This is a genomic window from Streptomyces sp. NPDC057743 (genome assembly GCF_042798755.1).
GTDB lineage: Bacteria > Actinomycetota > Actinomycetes > Streptomycetales > Streptomycetaceae > Streptomyces.
Genome location: NZ_JBHVJX010000016.1, coordinates 86,059 through 101,037 on the forward strand (window position 1 = coordinate 86,059; position 14,979 = coordinate 101,037).

Annotated in this window: 11 protein-coding genes; 5 read left to right on the forward strand and 6 right to left on the reverse strand. The window is 72.5% G+C overall.

Going from position 1 to position 14,979, the window contains the following annotated elements; translation table 11 throughout:
- Positions 1 to 85: 85 nt before the first annotated feature.
- The 3 genes from ACFVFQ_RS19930 to ACFVFQ_RS19940 all read right to left on the reverse strand — a co-directional run bounded on the left by ACFVFQ_RS19930 (position 86) and on the right by ACFVFQ_RS19940 (position 2,902).
- The gene (locus ACFVFQ_RS19930; RefSeq protein ID WP_383417637.1) at positions 86 to 1,456 is read right to left on the reverse strand and encodes an OFA family MFS transporter; all 1,371 of its coding nucleotides are present in this window, start codon (positions 1,454 to 1,456) and stop codon (positions 86 to 88) included.
- A gap of 22 nt (positions 1,457 to 1,478) precedes the next feature.
- Positions 1,479 to 2,210 carry a 3-keto-5-aminohexanoate cleavage protein gene (locus ACFVFQ_RS19935; RefSeq protein ID WP_383417971.1) on the reverse strand — a complete coding sequence of 244 codons (732 nt, stop codon included), beginning with the start codon at positions 2,208 to 2,210 and terminating at the stop codon, positions 1,479 to 1,481.
- A gap of 80 nt (positions 2,211 to 2,290) precedes the next feature.
- Positions 2,291 to 2,902, reverse strand: coding sequence for a hypothetical protein (locus tag ACFVFQ_RS19940; protein WP_383417641.1), 612 nt, complete (start codon positions 2,900 to 2,902; stop codon positions 2,291 to 2,293).
- A gap of 251 nt (positions 2,903 to 3,153) precedes the next feature.
- On the opposite strand from ACFVFQ_RS19940, the gene ACFVFQ_RS19945 reads away from it, so the two are divergent.
- Positions 3,154 to 5,976, forward strand: a complete 2,823-nt coding sequence (locus ACFVFQ_RS19945) for a penicillin acylase family protein (protein ID WP_383417646.1) — start codon at positions 3,154 to 3,156, stop codon at positions 5,974 to 5,976.
- A gap of 72 nt (positions 5,977 to 6,048) precedes the next feature.
- Here ACFVFQ_RS19945 and ACFVFQ_RS19950 read toward each other — a convergent pair whose 3' ends face one another.
- Positions 6,049 to 6,624 carry a hypothetical protein gene (locus ACFVFQ_RS19950; RefSeq protein ID WP_383417649.1) on the reverse strand — a complete coding sequence of 192 codons (576 nt, stop codon included), beginning with the start codon at positions 6,622 to 6,624 and terminating at the stop codon, positions 6,049 to 6,051.
- 193 nt (positions 6,625 to 6,817) lie between these two features.
- Between ACFVFQ_RS19950 and ACFVFQ_RS19955 the strand changes: the two genes are divergently transcribed.
- A complete protein-coding gene (locus tag ACFVFQ_RS19955) occupies positions 6,818 to 7,858 on the forward strand; it encodes a LysR family transcriptional regulator (protein ID WP_383417652.1) in 1,041 nt (346 codons plus the stop codon).
- Between the two features lie 19 nt (positions 7,859 to 7,877).
- Here ACFVFQ_RS19955 and ACFVFQ_RS19960 read toward each other — a convergent pair whose 3' ends face one another.
- Both ACFVFQ_RS19960 and ACFVFQ_RS19965 read right to left on the reverse strand, forming a co-directional pair.
- Complete coding sequence (locus ACFVFQ_RS19960; protein WP_383417655.1) at positions 7,878 to 9,206, reverse strand: MFS transporter; 1,329 nt, start codon at positions 9,204 to 9,206, stop codon at positions 7,878 to 7,880.
- An 86-nt stretch (positions 9,207 to 9,292) separates the two neighbouring features.
- On the reverse strand, positions 9,293 to 10,555 hold the full coding sequence (locus ACFVFQ_RS19965; RefSeq protein ID WP_383417658.1) for an exo-beta-N-acetylmuramidase NamZ domain-containing protein: 1,263 nt from the start codon (positions 10,553 to 10,555) through the stop codon (positions 9,293 to 9,295).
- Positions 10,556 to 10,784: 229 nt separating this feature from the next.
- Between ACFVFQ_RS19965 and ACFVFQ_RS19970 the strand changes: the two genes are divergently transcribed.
- The 3 genes from ACFVFQ_RS19970 (at position 10,785) to ACFVFQ_RS19980 (ending at position 13,896) form a co-directional block, all read left to right on the forward strand.
- Complete coding sequence (locus tag ACFVFQ_RS19970) at positions 10,785 to 11,558, forward strand: SDR family oxidoreductase (protein WP_383417661.1); 774 nt, start codon at positions 10,785 to 10,787, stop codon at positions 11,556 to 11,558.
- Complete coding sequence (locus ACFVFQ_RS19975) at positions 11,555 to 13,207, forward strand: class I adenylate-forming enzyme family protein (protein ID WP_383417664.1); 1,653 nt, start codon at positions 11,555 to 11,557, stop codon at positions 13,205 to 13,207. Before ACFVFQ_RS19970 ends, ACFVFQ_RS19975 begins: the two co-directional genes overlap by 4 nt.
- A 77-nt stretch (positions 13,208 to 13,284) precedes the next feature.
- Complete coding sequence (locus ACFVFQ_RS19980) at positions 13,285 to 13,896, forward strand: TetR/AcrR family transcriptional regulator (RefSeq protein WP_383417667.1); 612 nt, start codon at positions 13,285 to 13,287, stop codon at positions 13,894 to 13,896.
- Positions 13,897 to 14,979: the final 1,083 nt, after the last annotated feature.

Genomic DNA, 14,979 nt, shown 5'->3' on the forward strand with positions numbered 1-14,979 from the left:
TTCCCGGCCAGCTCGTAAAGGCCGTACGCGAGCGGGAGGGTGACCCACAGCCAGGCGAGGATCGCGAGGGCGGTGCGGCGCGGGTTCACCGGTCGGCTCCGTTCGCTTCGGCCGCCGCCGGTGCCGGGGACCCGGCGGGCGCGGGGGGTTCGTGGTGACGGGGGTGGACGGGGCGGATCAGCTCGTTGGCGACGAACCCCACCGCCAACAGGCCGATCATGATGGCGAAGGAAGTGGTGTAGAGCGCCGGGCCGCCATACCCGGCGGACTTCCGGGCGTCCGCGACGGCGTTGACGATCAGCGGGCCGAGGACGCCGGCGGTGGACCAGGCGGTGAGCAGCCGGCCGTGGATCGCGCCAACCTGATAGGTGCCGAACAGATCGCGCAAATACGCCGGAACGGTGGCGAATCCACCACCGTAGAAGGAGAGGATGACCGCCGCGCAGCCGATGAACAGTGGCTTGGAAGCGTCGCCGACCACCACGATCAGCACGTACAGCAGGGCGCCGGCGCCGAGGTAGAGGCGGTAGACGTTCTTCCGGCCGATCACGTCGGAGAGCGCGGACCAGGTGAGCCGGCCGGCCATGTTGGCCAGCGAGAGCAGCCCGACGAAGCCGGCCGCGGCCGAGGCGCCGACCGGGGCGGTGGTGCGCGCGAAGAAGTCCGTGACCATCGGGGCAGCCTTCTCCAGGATGCCGATGCCCGCGGTGACGTTGGTGCACAGGACCACCCACAGGCACCAGAACTGCGGGGTGCGCAGGGCGCTTCGGGCCGAGACCTGGATGGTGGTGAGGGGCGGGCCGGGCGGTGCCGCGGCTTCGGCGGCCGGCGGTGGTGTCTCGGGCGGGACCCGTACCAGCAGTACCCCGAGCGTCATGAAGACGCCGTACGCCAGGCCCATCACCAGGAAGGTCGAGGCGATGCCGGCGGCGTCGGTGCCCAGGGCGGCCAGGAGTTGGGTGGAGGCGGGCGAGGCGATCAGCGCGCCGCCGCCGAAGCCCATGATGGCGATGCCGGTGGCCGTGCCGGGGCGGTCCGGGAACCACTTCAGCAGCGTGGAGACCGGGGAGATGTAGCCGATGCCCAGTCCGATCCCGCCGAGCGCGCCGTAGCCGACGACGATCAACCAGAACCGGCCGGTGGCCGCGCCCAGGGCGGAGACCAGGAAGCCCGCGGAGAAGCAGACCGTCGAGAGCGCCATCGCCCAGCGCGGGCCGCGGCGTTCGACGAGGGTGCCGCCGAACGCCGCCGACAGCCCCAGCGTCACGATCGCCAACTGGAACGGGAGCGCGGAGGCCGTCCCGGAAAGCCTCAACGCCCCCTCCAGCGGCGGCTTGAACACGCTCCAGGCGTACGCCTGGCCGATGGCGAGGTGGATGGCCAGGGCTGCGGGCGGGACGAGCCAGCGGCTCCAGCCCTCGGGCGCGCGGGCGGGGGTGCGGTCGAGGACGGGCATGCGGCGGAACGTACCGGCTCGGTCAGGCCGCTGGAAGGGGGCCCGTCAACTCGATGACGTGGCTTATCAGTTCGGCGTTGTCGGGCGCCGGTGTGCCGTCCGGTAGCGCGAGGGCGTCCTCGATTCCGATGCGGCTGGCCAGGCCCAGCTCGGCGGCCAGTCGCAGCACCGGCCAGGCGCCGCCGTTCTGGCCGTGCAGCAACACCGGGCGGCCGTGCGGTATTTCGGCCAGCTCGGCGAGCAACTGCCGGGCTGTGTGGGGCGCGGAGTGCGGGTCGGTGTCGTCGATGACCTCGGCGAGCACCCGCAGCACGCGCGGGGCCAGCGGGGAGGCGGCGAAGTGGGCGGCGGCCGTGGTGCCGGCCCAGATGCCCGCCTCGATGCCGACGCCGCGCGCCAGCAGCGCCGCGGCGACCGCATCGGCGCCCGGCTCGTGCCAGTTGACCGACGCGTGGTCGGGCAGGACCGTCCAGGAGGCGATCCGCTCCGCCCGGCGCCCGGGGTCCGGCTCGGCCCAGGCGCCGGTCGTCACGCCCACCGGTACGTCCACCGCCTCCCGTATCGCCTCAAGGACCGGGCCGACCACCCGCGGCGAGAGGGAGTCCTGGCCGCACGGGGTCTTGGGGTGGACGTGGACGTCCTGGGCGCCGGCCGCGACCGCCCGCCGCGCCGACTGGGCGAGCGCGGCCGGCGTCAGTGGCACGGCACCGGAATCGGCCGCCGTCCGGGGGCCGTTGAGACATACCTGCAGCATCTGGAGCATGGGTCCGATGATGTCAGGCGGGTCTGACACTCCGCGGTGGGAGGGGAGTGCGGTGTTCGCGCGCGGCGGGGTCAGGCCGCCGCGAAGGCCCGTCCGGCGGCCAGGTCGGCGGTGTGCAGCGCCTCGGGGGTCAGGACGGACGCCGGGGCGAGCGCCCCGCAGTCCCGGCAGGCCGGGCCGTTGGCCGGGCAGCCGTCCAGGCCGGGGGCCCAGGCGAAGCCGGTGCCGCCGCAGACCGGGCAGTCGTGGCGCGGGGCTCCCGCCTCCATCGCGGCGATCATGCGGCGCAGCACCTCGGAGAGGCGGGCCGCCGGGTGCCGGTGCGGGGAGGCGCAGGGCACGATGTCGCAGCCGCCCCAGGTGCGGCGGTGCCAGTCGTCGAGGGCGCTGGGTTGGCGGATGCCCTCGTGCTTCTCGCGGCGGCGGCGGGCCGCGAACTCCTGCTCGTAGGCGAGCCAGAGGGCGCGTGCCTCCTCCAGCTCGGCGAGCGCGGCCACCAGCCGCGCCGGATCCGGATCGCGGTCCTGTGTGGCGAACCCGGCCCGGGTGCACAGGTGGTGCCAGGTGGCGCGGTGCCCGTAAGGGGCGAAGCGCTCAAGGCACTTGCGCAGTGCGGTGCGTCGCCGAACGGTGGCGAGGCGTGGATTGCGGACCTGTTCTGCGAGGGCTCTGAAACTGGCCATGGTGCTTCCACCTCCGAGGAGGATCCCGACTGGACACGGAATGGACGTAGCCGGCCGCCCCCCGGATCCATCGAATTCCCTTGCGGATTTGGGTGGCGATGTGCCGGGGTGTCCGGCCCCAACCTCCTGCCCACGGTGGGGAGTACGAAAAGGTGACCGTTGTTCATCTTCCGGTAACGAGTAACCGACGGTAACGTCCGGCGCAGCCTCCCCGAGCTCGTGGCGAGCAGGGACCCCTTCGAGGAGCAGGAATGCGACGACGTACCGGAAGGCTCAGGACGGCCGCCACGGCAGCCCTGTTCGCCTTGGGTGCCACGTTCTTGGCACCGCCCCCCACCGCGGCCGCGGCCGCACCGCAGACTTCCGAGGACTACTGTCAGGGCCAGTGCGCGGACATCCTCCCGCCGGGCGCGACGGGCAACGCCACCCTGGTGCAGATCCTCGGCAACAAGCTGTTCGGCACCCACCCGCCGCACACCACCGACCAGATCGCCCCCTACAACGCCCTTGCCGGCGGCTACCGTTCGCTCACCGACGCCACCCTCACCGACTTCTACAACGACGCCTCCTTCGGCGTCCCGAAGGACCAGATCGGCTCGGTGAGCACCCCGCGCCCCGATGTCACCATCACCCGCGACAAGAAGACCGGCGTCCCGCACATCAAGGGCACCACCCGCTACGGCACCGAGTACGGCGCCGGTTATGCCGCGGGCCAGGACCGGCTGTGGCTGATGGACCTCTTCCGCCACATCGGCCGCGGCGAGCTGACCTCGTTCGCCGGCGGTGCTCCCGCCAACCAGGGCCTGGAGCAACAGTTCTGGCCCTCCGCCCCGTACACCGAGGCCGACCTCCAGGCGCAGGTCGACGCCATCCGCACCCACAACGGCGCCCGCGGCAAACAGGCCATGGCCGACGCCCAGGCGTACGTGGACGGCATCAACGCCTACCGCGAACAGTCCAAGAAGGGCCGCTACTTCCCCGGCGAGTACGTCGTCACCGGCCACATCGACGCGGTCACCAACGCCGGCGAGATCCAGCCGTTCAAGCTCACCGACCTGATAGCCCTGGCCTCCGTCGTCGGCGGCCTCTTCGGCAACGGCGGCGGGGGAGAGGTGCCGTCCGCCCTCGCCCTGCTCTCCGCCCAGCACAAGTACGGCCTGGAGAAGGGCACCAAGGTCTGGGAGTCCTTCCGCGAGCGGAACGACCCCGAGGCGGCTCTGACCCTGCACGACGGCCAGAGCTTCCCCTACGCCGTCAAGCCCGCCCACGCCAAGGGCACCGCCCTGCCCGACCCCGGCAGCGTCACCCCCGAGCCGCTGGTCTTCGACCGCACCGGCGCCGCCGCCTCCACGAGCGCCACCCCGCCCCGGGACCCGGTCAAGGCCCCGGAGAAGTACCGGAAGTTGGAGGGTCTCTTCAAGGACGGCGTGCTGCCCAAGGGGAGCTTCGATCCGACCCAGCACCGCGGGATGTCCAACGCCCTGCTGGTCTCCGGCAAGCACACCGCCAGCGGCCACCCGGTCGCCGTCTTCGGCCCGCAGACCGGCTACTTCGCGCCCCAACTCCTGATGCTCCAGGAGATCCAGGGGCCCGGCATCAGCGCCCGCGGCGCCTCGTTCGCCGGCGTCGGGATGTACGTCCAGCTCGGCCGCGGCCAGGACTACTCCTGGAGCGCCACCTCCGCCGGCCAGGACATCACCGACACCTACGCCCTGGACCTGTGCAACGCGGACGGCTCGGCGCCCACCAAGGAGTCCACCTCCTACCGCTACCACGGCCGGTGCCTGCCGATGGAGAAGCTGGAGCGCACCACCTCCTGGAAGCCCACCATCGCCGACCCCACCGCGGCCGGCTCCTACCGGATGCAGGTCTTCCGCACCAAGTACGGCATCGTCACCCACCGCGCCACCGTCGGCGGCAAGCCCGTCGCCTACGCCGCGCTGCGCTCCACCTACCGCCACGAGGCCGACTCCATCATCGGCTTCCAGATGCTCAACGACCCCGCGTACGTCCGCGACGCCAAGAGCTTCCAGGCGGCCGCCCAGCACATCGGCTACGCCTTCAACTGGTTCTACGCCGACTCCCGTGACATCGCGTACTACAACAGCGGCCTCAACCCCGTCCGCAACCCCGACGTCGACCCCGCGCTGCCCGTCAAGGCCGAACCGGCCTACGAGTGGAAGGACTTCGACCCGGCCACCAACACCACCGCCTACACCCCGCCGGCCCAGCACCCGCACTCGATCGACCAGGACTACTACGTCTCCTGGAACAACAAGCAGGCCAAGGAGTACGACTCGGCCGGCTTCGGCAACGGCTCGGTGCACCGCGCCAACCTCCTCGACGACCGGGTCCGCGCGCTGACCAGGGACGGCGGCGTCACCCGCGCCGCCCTGACCCGGGCGATGGCCGACGCCGCCCTCACCGACCTGCGCGGCGAGGACGTGCTGCCCGACCTGCTGCGGGTCCTGGGCAGCAAGCCGATCGCCGACCCCGCGCTGCGCACCGCGGTGCAACGGCTGGACGCCTGGCGCAAGGACGGCGCCCAGCGCCGCGAGACCACCCCCGGCTCGGGCACCTACGCGCACTCCGACGCCATCTTGCTGATGGACGCCTGGTGGCCTCTGATGGTCAAGGGCGTCTTCCAACCGGGCCTGGGCACCGACCTGTACGGCGCGCTGGGCGCCAACCTCGCCATTGACGAGTCCCCGTCTGCCGGCCACGGCCCCACCGGGGCGCACGCCGGGTCGGCCTTCCAGTACGGCTGGTGGTCCTACGTCGACAAGGACCTGCGCGCGGTGCTCGGCGACCGGGTCCAGGGACCGCTCGCGGCCCGCTACTGCGGCAACGGCGACCTTTCCGCCTGCCGGGACACCCTGCTGGTCACCCTCCAACAGGCCAACGCCAAGACCGCTGCCCAGGTTTACCCGGGCGACGACAACTGCAAGGCCGGCGACCAGTGGTGCGCCGACGCGATCGTGCACCGCGCGGTGGGCGGCCTGACCCACGCCAAGATGACCTGGCAGAACCGCCCCACCTATCAGCAGGTGGTGGAATTCCCCGCCCATAGGTAGTCGCGGGTAAGGGCCCGGCCCCGGGGTGCCCGCACCCCGGGGCCGCGCCAATTCCCCTCCGTTTTCCGCGGATTAAGCGGAAGCCGCCCCGGTCGGCTGCACCGCCGCCGCATTCCGCTTGTGTTCCTTGCGCTGTGCGGCATAACGCCCGCCCGGCGGCAACCAGGCGAGCACCACCGCGGCCAGCGCGGCCGCCGGCGCGAGTAGCGTCGGTATCAGGAGCGCGGTCGGCGCGTGGTCCAGCCAGACCAGGGCGTGCACCGGCGCCGCCAGCACCGCGCAGACGGTGACCAACACCCGTGCCCAGACCGCGCCGTTGCCGGCGTACAGGCCGAAGGCCAGCAGGCACAGCCCGAGGATCGCGGCCAGCACGCCGCGGGCCAGCAGCGTGCTGTAACGGTCGTCGACCAGCCCGTCCCACAGGGGACCGGACATCGCCTTGAACGCGGCCGGCGTGGTGCCGACGCGCAGCCCGACGTCTTCCGGGGCGTCCCGGATGAGTTGCTCGATGTTCTCGACCGCGAGGCCGCGGCCCCGGGTGAGGACGACGAGCGCGCCGGCGAAAGCGGCCAGCGCCGACGCCGCCGAGCAGGCCACGGCGGCGACGAGGGTACCGGGCCGCCGAAGGGCGGCCTGGGAATGGCTCACGAGCTTAACTCCCCTTGTGAAGAACGTAGTTGTGCGGTGCGCGATTGCCCCGACCATTCCACGGGTACCGCTAACGCATCCAGCATTTTCCGGAAGAAATCCGCAGATAATCCCCGATGATCTCCGGAGCAGTTTTCGGGTGCGGCTATGCTGCTCATTCCTGAATTCGGGGGAAGGGAAAGCGAGTAGGGCCATGGTCGTGTCCGGTCCGCAGCCACATCCGATTCCGCAGCAGTACCCGTCCGGGCTGCTCGACACCACGATGGACCAGCTCCGCACGCTGATCACGGTGCACGAGACGGGCACCGCGCTGGCGGCCGCCCGCCGACTGGGCCGCGAACAGTCCAGCGTGCAGAAGCAACTCGACACCATGAACCGCACGTTCGCGGCGCTGTGCGGCGAGGAGTTGGTCCGTAAGCAGGGCCGCGGCCGCGACGCCCTGTTCACCGCCACCGGCGAGGCGCTGGTCGATCTGGCCCGGCGCACCCTCGGCGCCTGGACCGAGGGCGTCCACGACGCCCGCCGCCGGCTCGGCCGCACGCTCTCCGTCGGCACCACCCGCTACACCCTCGGCTTCCTCCTGGACGCCGTGGAGTACGTCAGCGAGGACTTCGACCGCGAGGGCGTCGACCTGAAGATCACCCACGTCCGCACCGGCGACCTCTTCACCAAGCTCCGCTCCAAGGAACTGGACCTGGTCTGCGGCAGCGTGGTGGTCACCGAGGGCGAGGAGGCCGCCCAACTCGCCCCGTTCGAGGTGCTGGAGTGGCGGCGCACCGGGCTGGCCCTGCTGACCAACCTCCCGCCGGAACGGCTGCCCGGCGGCACCGTGCATGCCCGCGACCTGCCGCGGCTGCCGCTGGTGGTCTCCACCGGCGGGCTGATCGGCCGCTTCCTGACCGCCTGGTACGGCAGCGACTACCGCCAACGGCTGACCGTCGCGGCCGAGATAGAGGCCGCGCACTACGGCTTCGAGCTGCTGCGCTCGGGCGTGGTCAGCGGCGCGATGCTGGTCACCCGGGGCCTGGGCGAGGCCGCCTCCGACGGGCACCTCCCGGAGGCCGACGGGCTGCGCACCCTGGAGGTCACCGGCGACGTCGGCCCCCGCACGGAGGTCCTGGTCGGCGCCTTCACCCGGCGCGGCGAACGCGCCTCCTACGGCCCCGAGCACCCCCTCAACCGCCTGTGGGAGGCGCTCTCCTGGGAGAGTGAACGGTGGTGGCTGCGGCCCTGAGCCGCCCCAACGGCCCGGCTCAGCCGAGCAGTTCCCGCTCCCGGGTCTCCGGCAGCGCCAGCACGCACCCCAGCGACACCAACGCCATCGCGCTGACGTACCAGCCCACCGACGCCGAACCGAACGCCGCCTGGAGCCGGGTGGCGACCAGCGGCGCGATGGCCCCGCCCAGCACCCCGCCGAGGTTGTAGGCGAGCGAGGCGCCCGAGTAGCGCACGGTGGCCCCGAACAGCTCCGGCAGATAGGCGCCCATCGGCCCGTAGACCACGCCCATGCAGAGCAGCGCGCCGCCGACGCCCAGCGCGATCAGCACCGGTTGCCGGGTGTCCAGCAGCGGGAAGAGTGCCAGCCCCCACACCATCGCGAGCCCGGAGCCGCCCAGGACCAGCTTCCGGCGCCCCAACTGGTCGGAGCGGGTGGCCGCCAGCCAGGTGCCCGCGGCCAGGAACAGACAGGCGACCAGCGACAGGCCGAGCATGGTGGTGCGGGAGATGCCCAGGGTGCCGGTGGCGTAGGAGAGGCAGTAGGTGGTCGCGGTGTAGAACAGGCCGTAGGCGACCACCATCCCGCCGGTGCCCAGCAGGAGTTGGCGCGGATGGCGGCGCAGCACGTCCAACACCGGGACCCGGCTGGCCTCCTGCGCGTCCAACACCCGCGCGAAGACCGGCGTCTCGCTGATCTTCAGCCGGACGAACAGCCCCACCCCCACCAGCAGGAACGACAGCAGGAACGGCACCCGCCAACCCCACGACGCGAACGCCGCGTCGCTCATCGCCTCCGACAGCAGCCAGAACACCCCGGTCGCCGCGAAGAACCCCACGGACGGCCCGAGTTGCGGAAACGCGGCGTACAGCCCGCGGCGGCCGCGCGGCGCGTGCTCGACCGCCAGCAGCGCCGCCCCGCCCCACTCGCCACCGAGCCCGATCCCCTGCAGGAAGCGCAACAGGATCAACAGCAACGGGGCCCAGACGCCCAGCGTGCCGTATCCAGGCAACAGCCCCACGCACGCCGTCGACAGCCCCATCAGCAGCAACGAGGCCACCAGGACCGACTTCCGGCCGACCCGGTCGCCGAAGTGCCCGAAGACCACCGAGCCCAGCGGCCGGGCGGCGAACGCCACCGCGTAGGTGGAGAACGACGCCAGGGTGGCGTTGACCGGGTCGAGGGTCGGGAAGAACGCCTTGTTGAGGACCAGGGCGGCGGCGGTCCCGTAGATGTAGAAGTCGTAGAACTCGATGGCCGTCCCGATGAACGAGGCCACCGCCACCCGCCGCAGGCGCTCGCCGCCGGCCGGCTCCCCGGTCGGCTCGCCGGCCGCCGGTGCTGCTGCTGTCGCGTCTCTGTGCACCTGCGCACTCTCACGGTCGGTGTACAGGGCAGTCAAGAGCGTGAACGACCCGTCCCGGATGACGAGATGGGGCGCGTGGGCCCCGCCTACCGGTACCGCAGATACCGCTCCCGCGCCGCCCCGAAGCGCGCCAGCTCCGCCCGCCACGCCCCCACCACCTCGTCCGTGTCGGCGCCCGCGTCGATCATCGTGCGGACGGTGGCGGTGCCCGCCAGATGGTCGAAGTGGTCGGCGAGCCAGGCGAAGTGCGGCCAGAGCCGCTTGGCGGTGACCAGCAGGCCGATGCCGGTCCGCACCGGGTCGAACGCGGCCCGGTCGTGGACGTGCAGTTGCACGCCGCCGACCGTCTTGCCCTGGAACTTGGAGAAGGTCGGCACGAAGTACGCCTCCCGGAAGTGCACACCGGGCAGGCCGAGTTCGCCCGCGGCCTCGGCCCACCGGCGGTCCAGGCCCTCGGCGCCGAGGAGTTCGAAGGGCCGGGTGGTGCCCCGGCCCTCGGAGAGGTTGGTGCCCTCGAACAGGCCGGTGCCGGCGTAGGCCAGCGCGGTGTCGGGGGTGGGCATGTTGGGGCTGGGCGGCACCCAGGGCAGCCCGGTCGCGTCGAAGAAGTCCGCGCGCCGCCAGCCGGTCATCGCGACGGTGGCCAGCTCCACCGGCCGCCCGGCGGCCCGCGGCACGAACTCGCCGTTGAACAGCCGCGCCAGCTCGGTCACCGTCATCCCATGCGCCTGCGCGATCGGCTCCCGGCCGACGAACGAGGCGAAGCGCCGATGAAGGACGGGCCCGGTCGCGGCCCGCCCGGTCACCGGGTTGGGGCGGTCCAGCACCACGAACCGCAGGCCCGCCAGGGCGGCCGCCACCATGCAGTCGTAGAGCGTCCAGACGTAGGTGTAGAAGCGGGCGCCGACGTCCTGGATGTCGAACAGGACGGTGTCCACACCGGATTCGGCGAAGAGGCCCCGCAGCTCCTGGACGGTCTTGTCGTAGGCGTCGTAGACCATCAGGCCGGTGGCCGGGTCCCGGTAGCGCCCCTCGGAGCCGCCGGCCTGCGCGGTGCCCCGAAAGCCGTGCTCCGGGCCGAAGACGGCGGTGAGGCGGACCCGGGGGTCGGCGTGCATCACGTCCACGATGTGCCGCACGTCGTGGGTCACGCCGGTGGGGTTGGTGACGATGCCGACCCGCTCGCCGTCCAACAGGCGGTAGCCGTCCGCGGCCAGGTGGTCGAAGCCGGTGCGCACCCGCCGCCCGGCCACCCGCGGCGCGGCCTGCGCGGGGCCCGCACCGACCGTCGCCGCGGCCGCCCCGCCCGCCGCCAACCGCCCCAGCAGAACGCGTCTCGACAGAGCCATCGCCGTACCTCCGTGATCGGTCGCCGACCGGATACGTGTCGTGCGCACGCTAACGCCCACCGGCCCGCTGCGGAACGCGCCCGGCCGCGCCGGACCCGTGCGTCCCCTGCTCGCTGGCCGAACTCCCGTGGTTCCGCGTCGAAAAGGAGTCTTCCGCTCGGACATACCGACTGGTTAGTCTGCCCCTGCCGGTAACCCGGCCAAGTCAGGCGACCGAGGGAGACGCAGCGTGGCAGCCGTACGGGACAAGGGCGTTGTCGTGACCGGAGCGGGCGGGGGGATCGGTGCCGCACTGGCCCGCCGGTTCGCCGCCGAGGGCGCCCGGGTCGTGGTCAACGACCTGGACGAGGCCAAGGCCCGCAAGACCGCCGAGGAGATCGGGGCGCTCGCCGTCCCCGGGGACGCCTCCGCGGTCGTCGGCCCGGCCCGCGAGGCGCTCGGCGGCGCCATCGACGTCTTCTGCGCCAACGCCGGCGTCGGCACCGGCGGCGGCCCCCAAGCCCCCGAGGACGACTGGGCGTTGGCCTGGGACGTCAACGTCATGGCGCACGTCCGGGCGGCCCGCGAGCTGCTTCCCGACTGGCTGGCGCGCGGCAGCGGCCGGTTCGTCTCCACGGTCTCCGCCGCCGGCCTGCTCACCATGGTCGCCGCGGCCCCCTACAGCGTCACCAAGCACGGCGCCTACGCCTTCGCCGAGTGGCTGTCGCTGACCTACCGCCACCGCGGCATCGAGGTGCACGCCATCTGCCCGCAGGGCGTGCGCACCGACATGCTCGCCGCCACCGGGGCCGCCGGCGACCTCGTGCTGACCCCGACCGCCATCGAACCGGACGCCGTCGCCGACGCCCTCTTCGCGGCCATGGACGCCGGCCGCTTCCTGGTCCTGCCGCACCCCGAGGTCGCCGACTACTACACCGCCCGGTCCGCCGACCCGGACCGCTGGCTCACCGGCATGAACCAGCTGCAACAGAAGCTGGAGGCGCGCACGGGGGAGGCCCGGTGACCACCTACGAGGACAAACCGTGGCTGGCCCAACTCACCGACGCCCAACGGGCCCCCGTCCAGGCCCCGCCCTCCGCCCTGCACGCCTTCAGGGCCGCGGTCACCCGCGCCCCCGACCGCACCGCGCTCGCCTACTTCGACGGCCGCCTCAGCTACGCCGAGACCGACGCGCTCTCCGACGGCCTCGCCGGCCACCTCGCCGCCCGCGGCCTGCGCCCCGGCGACCGCGCCGTGGTGATGCTCCAGAACACCCCGCACTATGTGCTCGCCGTGCTCGCGGTGTGGAAGGCCGGCGGCGTGGTCGTCCCGGTCAACCCCATGTACAAGGCGGCCGAGACCCGGCACGTGCTGGACGACGCCGAGGTCACCGCGGTGATCTGCGCGGACCGCACCTGGGCGGCGTTCCTGCGCGACACTGCCGCGCAGGCGCCCTCCATCAGGCTCGCGCTGACCGCCGACGAGCGCGGCCTGCAAACCCGCGGCGACCCCCGGGTGTTGCCCGCCGAACCGGCCGGCCCCCAGGAGGGCGCCGACGACCTGCTCACCGCGGCCCGCGCCGGCGCCCCGGCCCCCGCCGTCCCCGCACCGACCGCCACCGACATCGCGCTCATCAGCTACACCTCCGGCACCAGCGGCACCCCCAAGGGCGCCACCAACACCCACGGCAACATCAGCCACAACGCCGAACGGCAGCGCACCGGCCTCCAACTTCCCGACGGTTCCGCCTACTTCGCGCTCGCCCCGCTCTTCCACATCACCGGCATGGTCTGCGAACTGGCCGCCTGCCTGGCCAGCGCCGGCACCCTCGCGCTGGCCTACCGCTTCGAGGCCGGCACCGTCCTGGACGCCTTCCGGGAGCACCGCCCGGCCTTCACCGTGGGCCCCTCCACCGCCTTCATGGCGCTCATGGCCCACCCGGACGCCACCCCCGACCACTTCGCCTCCTTCCGGATGCTGAGCTCCGGCGGCGCCCCGCTGCCGCCCGCCCTCGTCGAGACCTTCCGCGCCACCTTCGGGCCCTACCTCCACAACGGCTACGGCCTGACCGAGTGCACCGCCCCCTGCGCCAGCGTCCCGCCGGGGAAACAGGCACCGGTCGACAAGGTCTCCGGCACCCTCGCGGTCGGCGTCCCCGCCCCCGACACCGTCGTGCGGATCGTCGACGAGGCCGGCCGCGACCTGCCGTTCGGCGAACAGGGGGAGATCACCGTCCGCGGACCCCAGGTGGTGCCCGGCTACTGGCGCCGCCCGGACGCCACCGCCGAGGCCATCCCGGGCGGCGAACTGCGCACCGGCGACATCGGGTTCATGGACCGCGACGGCTGGCTCTACGTCGTCGACCGCAAGAAGGACATGATCAACGCGTCCGGCTTCAAGGTGTGGCCGCGCGAAGTAGAGGACGTCCTCTACCGCCATCCCGCGGTGCGCGAGGCGGCCGTCGTCGGGGTGCCGGACGCCTACCGCGGGGAGACCGTCAAGGCGTACGTCAGCCTGCGCCCGGGCGCCTCCTGTACCCCCGACGAGCTGGCCGGCTACTGCAAGGAACGGCTCGCCGCGTACAAATACCCCCGCGCGGTGGAGGTCCTGCCGGAGCTTCCCAAGACCACGAGTGGCAAGATCCTCCGACGGGAACTGCGCGGGCGCGGCTGACCGGCCGGCGGACGACGGACGGGCGGCCGGCGCGCAGGACCGACGCACGTGAGGAACGTAAGGAACGGGTGAGGGCGATGGCCGGCAACAAGGGCGGCACCAGCGGCGGCAACGGCACGGCGAAGCCGGTGGCGCGGCGGCTGCTGGCCACCGCCACCCGGCTCTTCGCGGAGCAGGGCTACGACCGCACCTCCGTCCAGGAGATCGTCGACGCGGCGGGCGTCACCAAGGGCGCCCTGTACCACTACTTCGGCTCCAAGGAGGACCTGCTCCACGAGGTCTACGGGCGGGTGCTGCGGCTCCAGCAGGAGCGCCTTGACCACTTCGCGGACGCCGAGGCCCCGGTGGAGCGACGCCTCCGGGACGCCGCCGCGGACGTGGTGGTCACCACCATCGAGAACCTCGACGACACCAAGATCTTCTTCCGCTCGATGCACCACCTGAGCCCGGAGAAGGACAAGCAGGTGCGGGCCGAACGGCGCCGCTACCACGAGCGGTTCCGCGCCCTGGTCGAAGAGGGCCAGCGCACCGGCGTCTTCACCGCGGACGTCCCTGCCGACCTGGTCGTCGACTACCACTTCGGCTCGGTCCACCACCTGGGCACCTGGTACCGCGAGAACGGCCCGCTGACGCCGCAACAGGTCGCCGACCACCTGGCCGACCTCTTGCTGCGGGCCTTGCGGCCGTAGCGGGAATATCGCCATCCCGGGCTTCGGCCCCCAGGGATATCCCCACCCCGTACCCCGGGAACAGTCGCCATCCCGTACCCCCGGGAACAGCCGCCCCCGCCCCTGCCCCTCCCGGGAACAGACGTCACCCCCGTCGCCCGGGAATAGCCGCCATCCCCGTCCCTCGGGAATAGCCGCCCCCCGCAGCTCGTTGAGGCCCCGCAGGGGGCGCGCCCGACCCCTACGGGAACCGTTCGACCGCGCCCTACGGGTCCCGACGGAGCGGGCCGCGTGTGTCCTTGCCTGGCCTGGTGTACCTCGTCCCCCACGAGGCGCACCCAGCCCCGTCCTTCTTCTCCGGAGGGATCCCCGCCTTCAGGCGAGGCGGGACTCCGATCCTCGATCCTGCGGCGCGGAGCGTCACCAACGCCACCGCATCCAGGCGCCGATGCTCACGTGCGCACTGCCTTTCCGTGGGGGTGGCGACGCATCTCGACGTTGCAGTCGCTCACCCTTGACCTGTCCCCGATGGCGTCCGCCTGTGCACGCTGCTGGGCCAGCGCGCCGCACACGTCGCACCCGGCAGCCGGCTGGGGCTCCGGCAGGGGAAACGGGTCCGGCAGGTGAATGGGGCCGTTCATGTCAGGCATCAACTCACCACCTCCGCACCGTGAATCCACCGCGGCCCGGCATCGACGCCATGCACCGCGAGCCACAACGCCCGACGCCGCCCCCGCCGCAACCGCCGCTCCCGGCGCTCCTCGGGCGTCAGGACGTACGGACGGATCAAGGGCCCGTCCTCACCCTGTAGCGGCTGGTCGGCGGGAGCCTGGGGGAGTACGAACTTGAGGGTGTCTGGGCGCCCAACGGCAGTCGACACACCGGCGGATCGATGACTGCCATGGGCGGGCAGTAACCGGCCGAGCAGTGATGCGGTGATCGCTCGGATAGTGTGGAGCACTGTCTTCAACCTCCGTGGGGTTGAGGGCCACGCCCCCGGACGTTCGCCCCGTCGCGGGGGTCTTTACATGGCCCGTGGTCTTCAGCGGTCGGCGTATGGCTGCGGGTGCCGACCGCTCTTCTCCCGTCCCGCGTACACCAGTT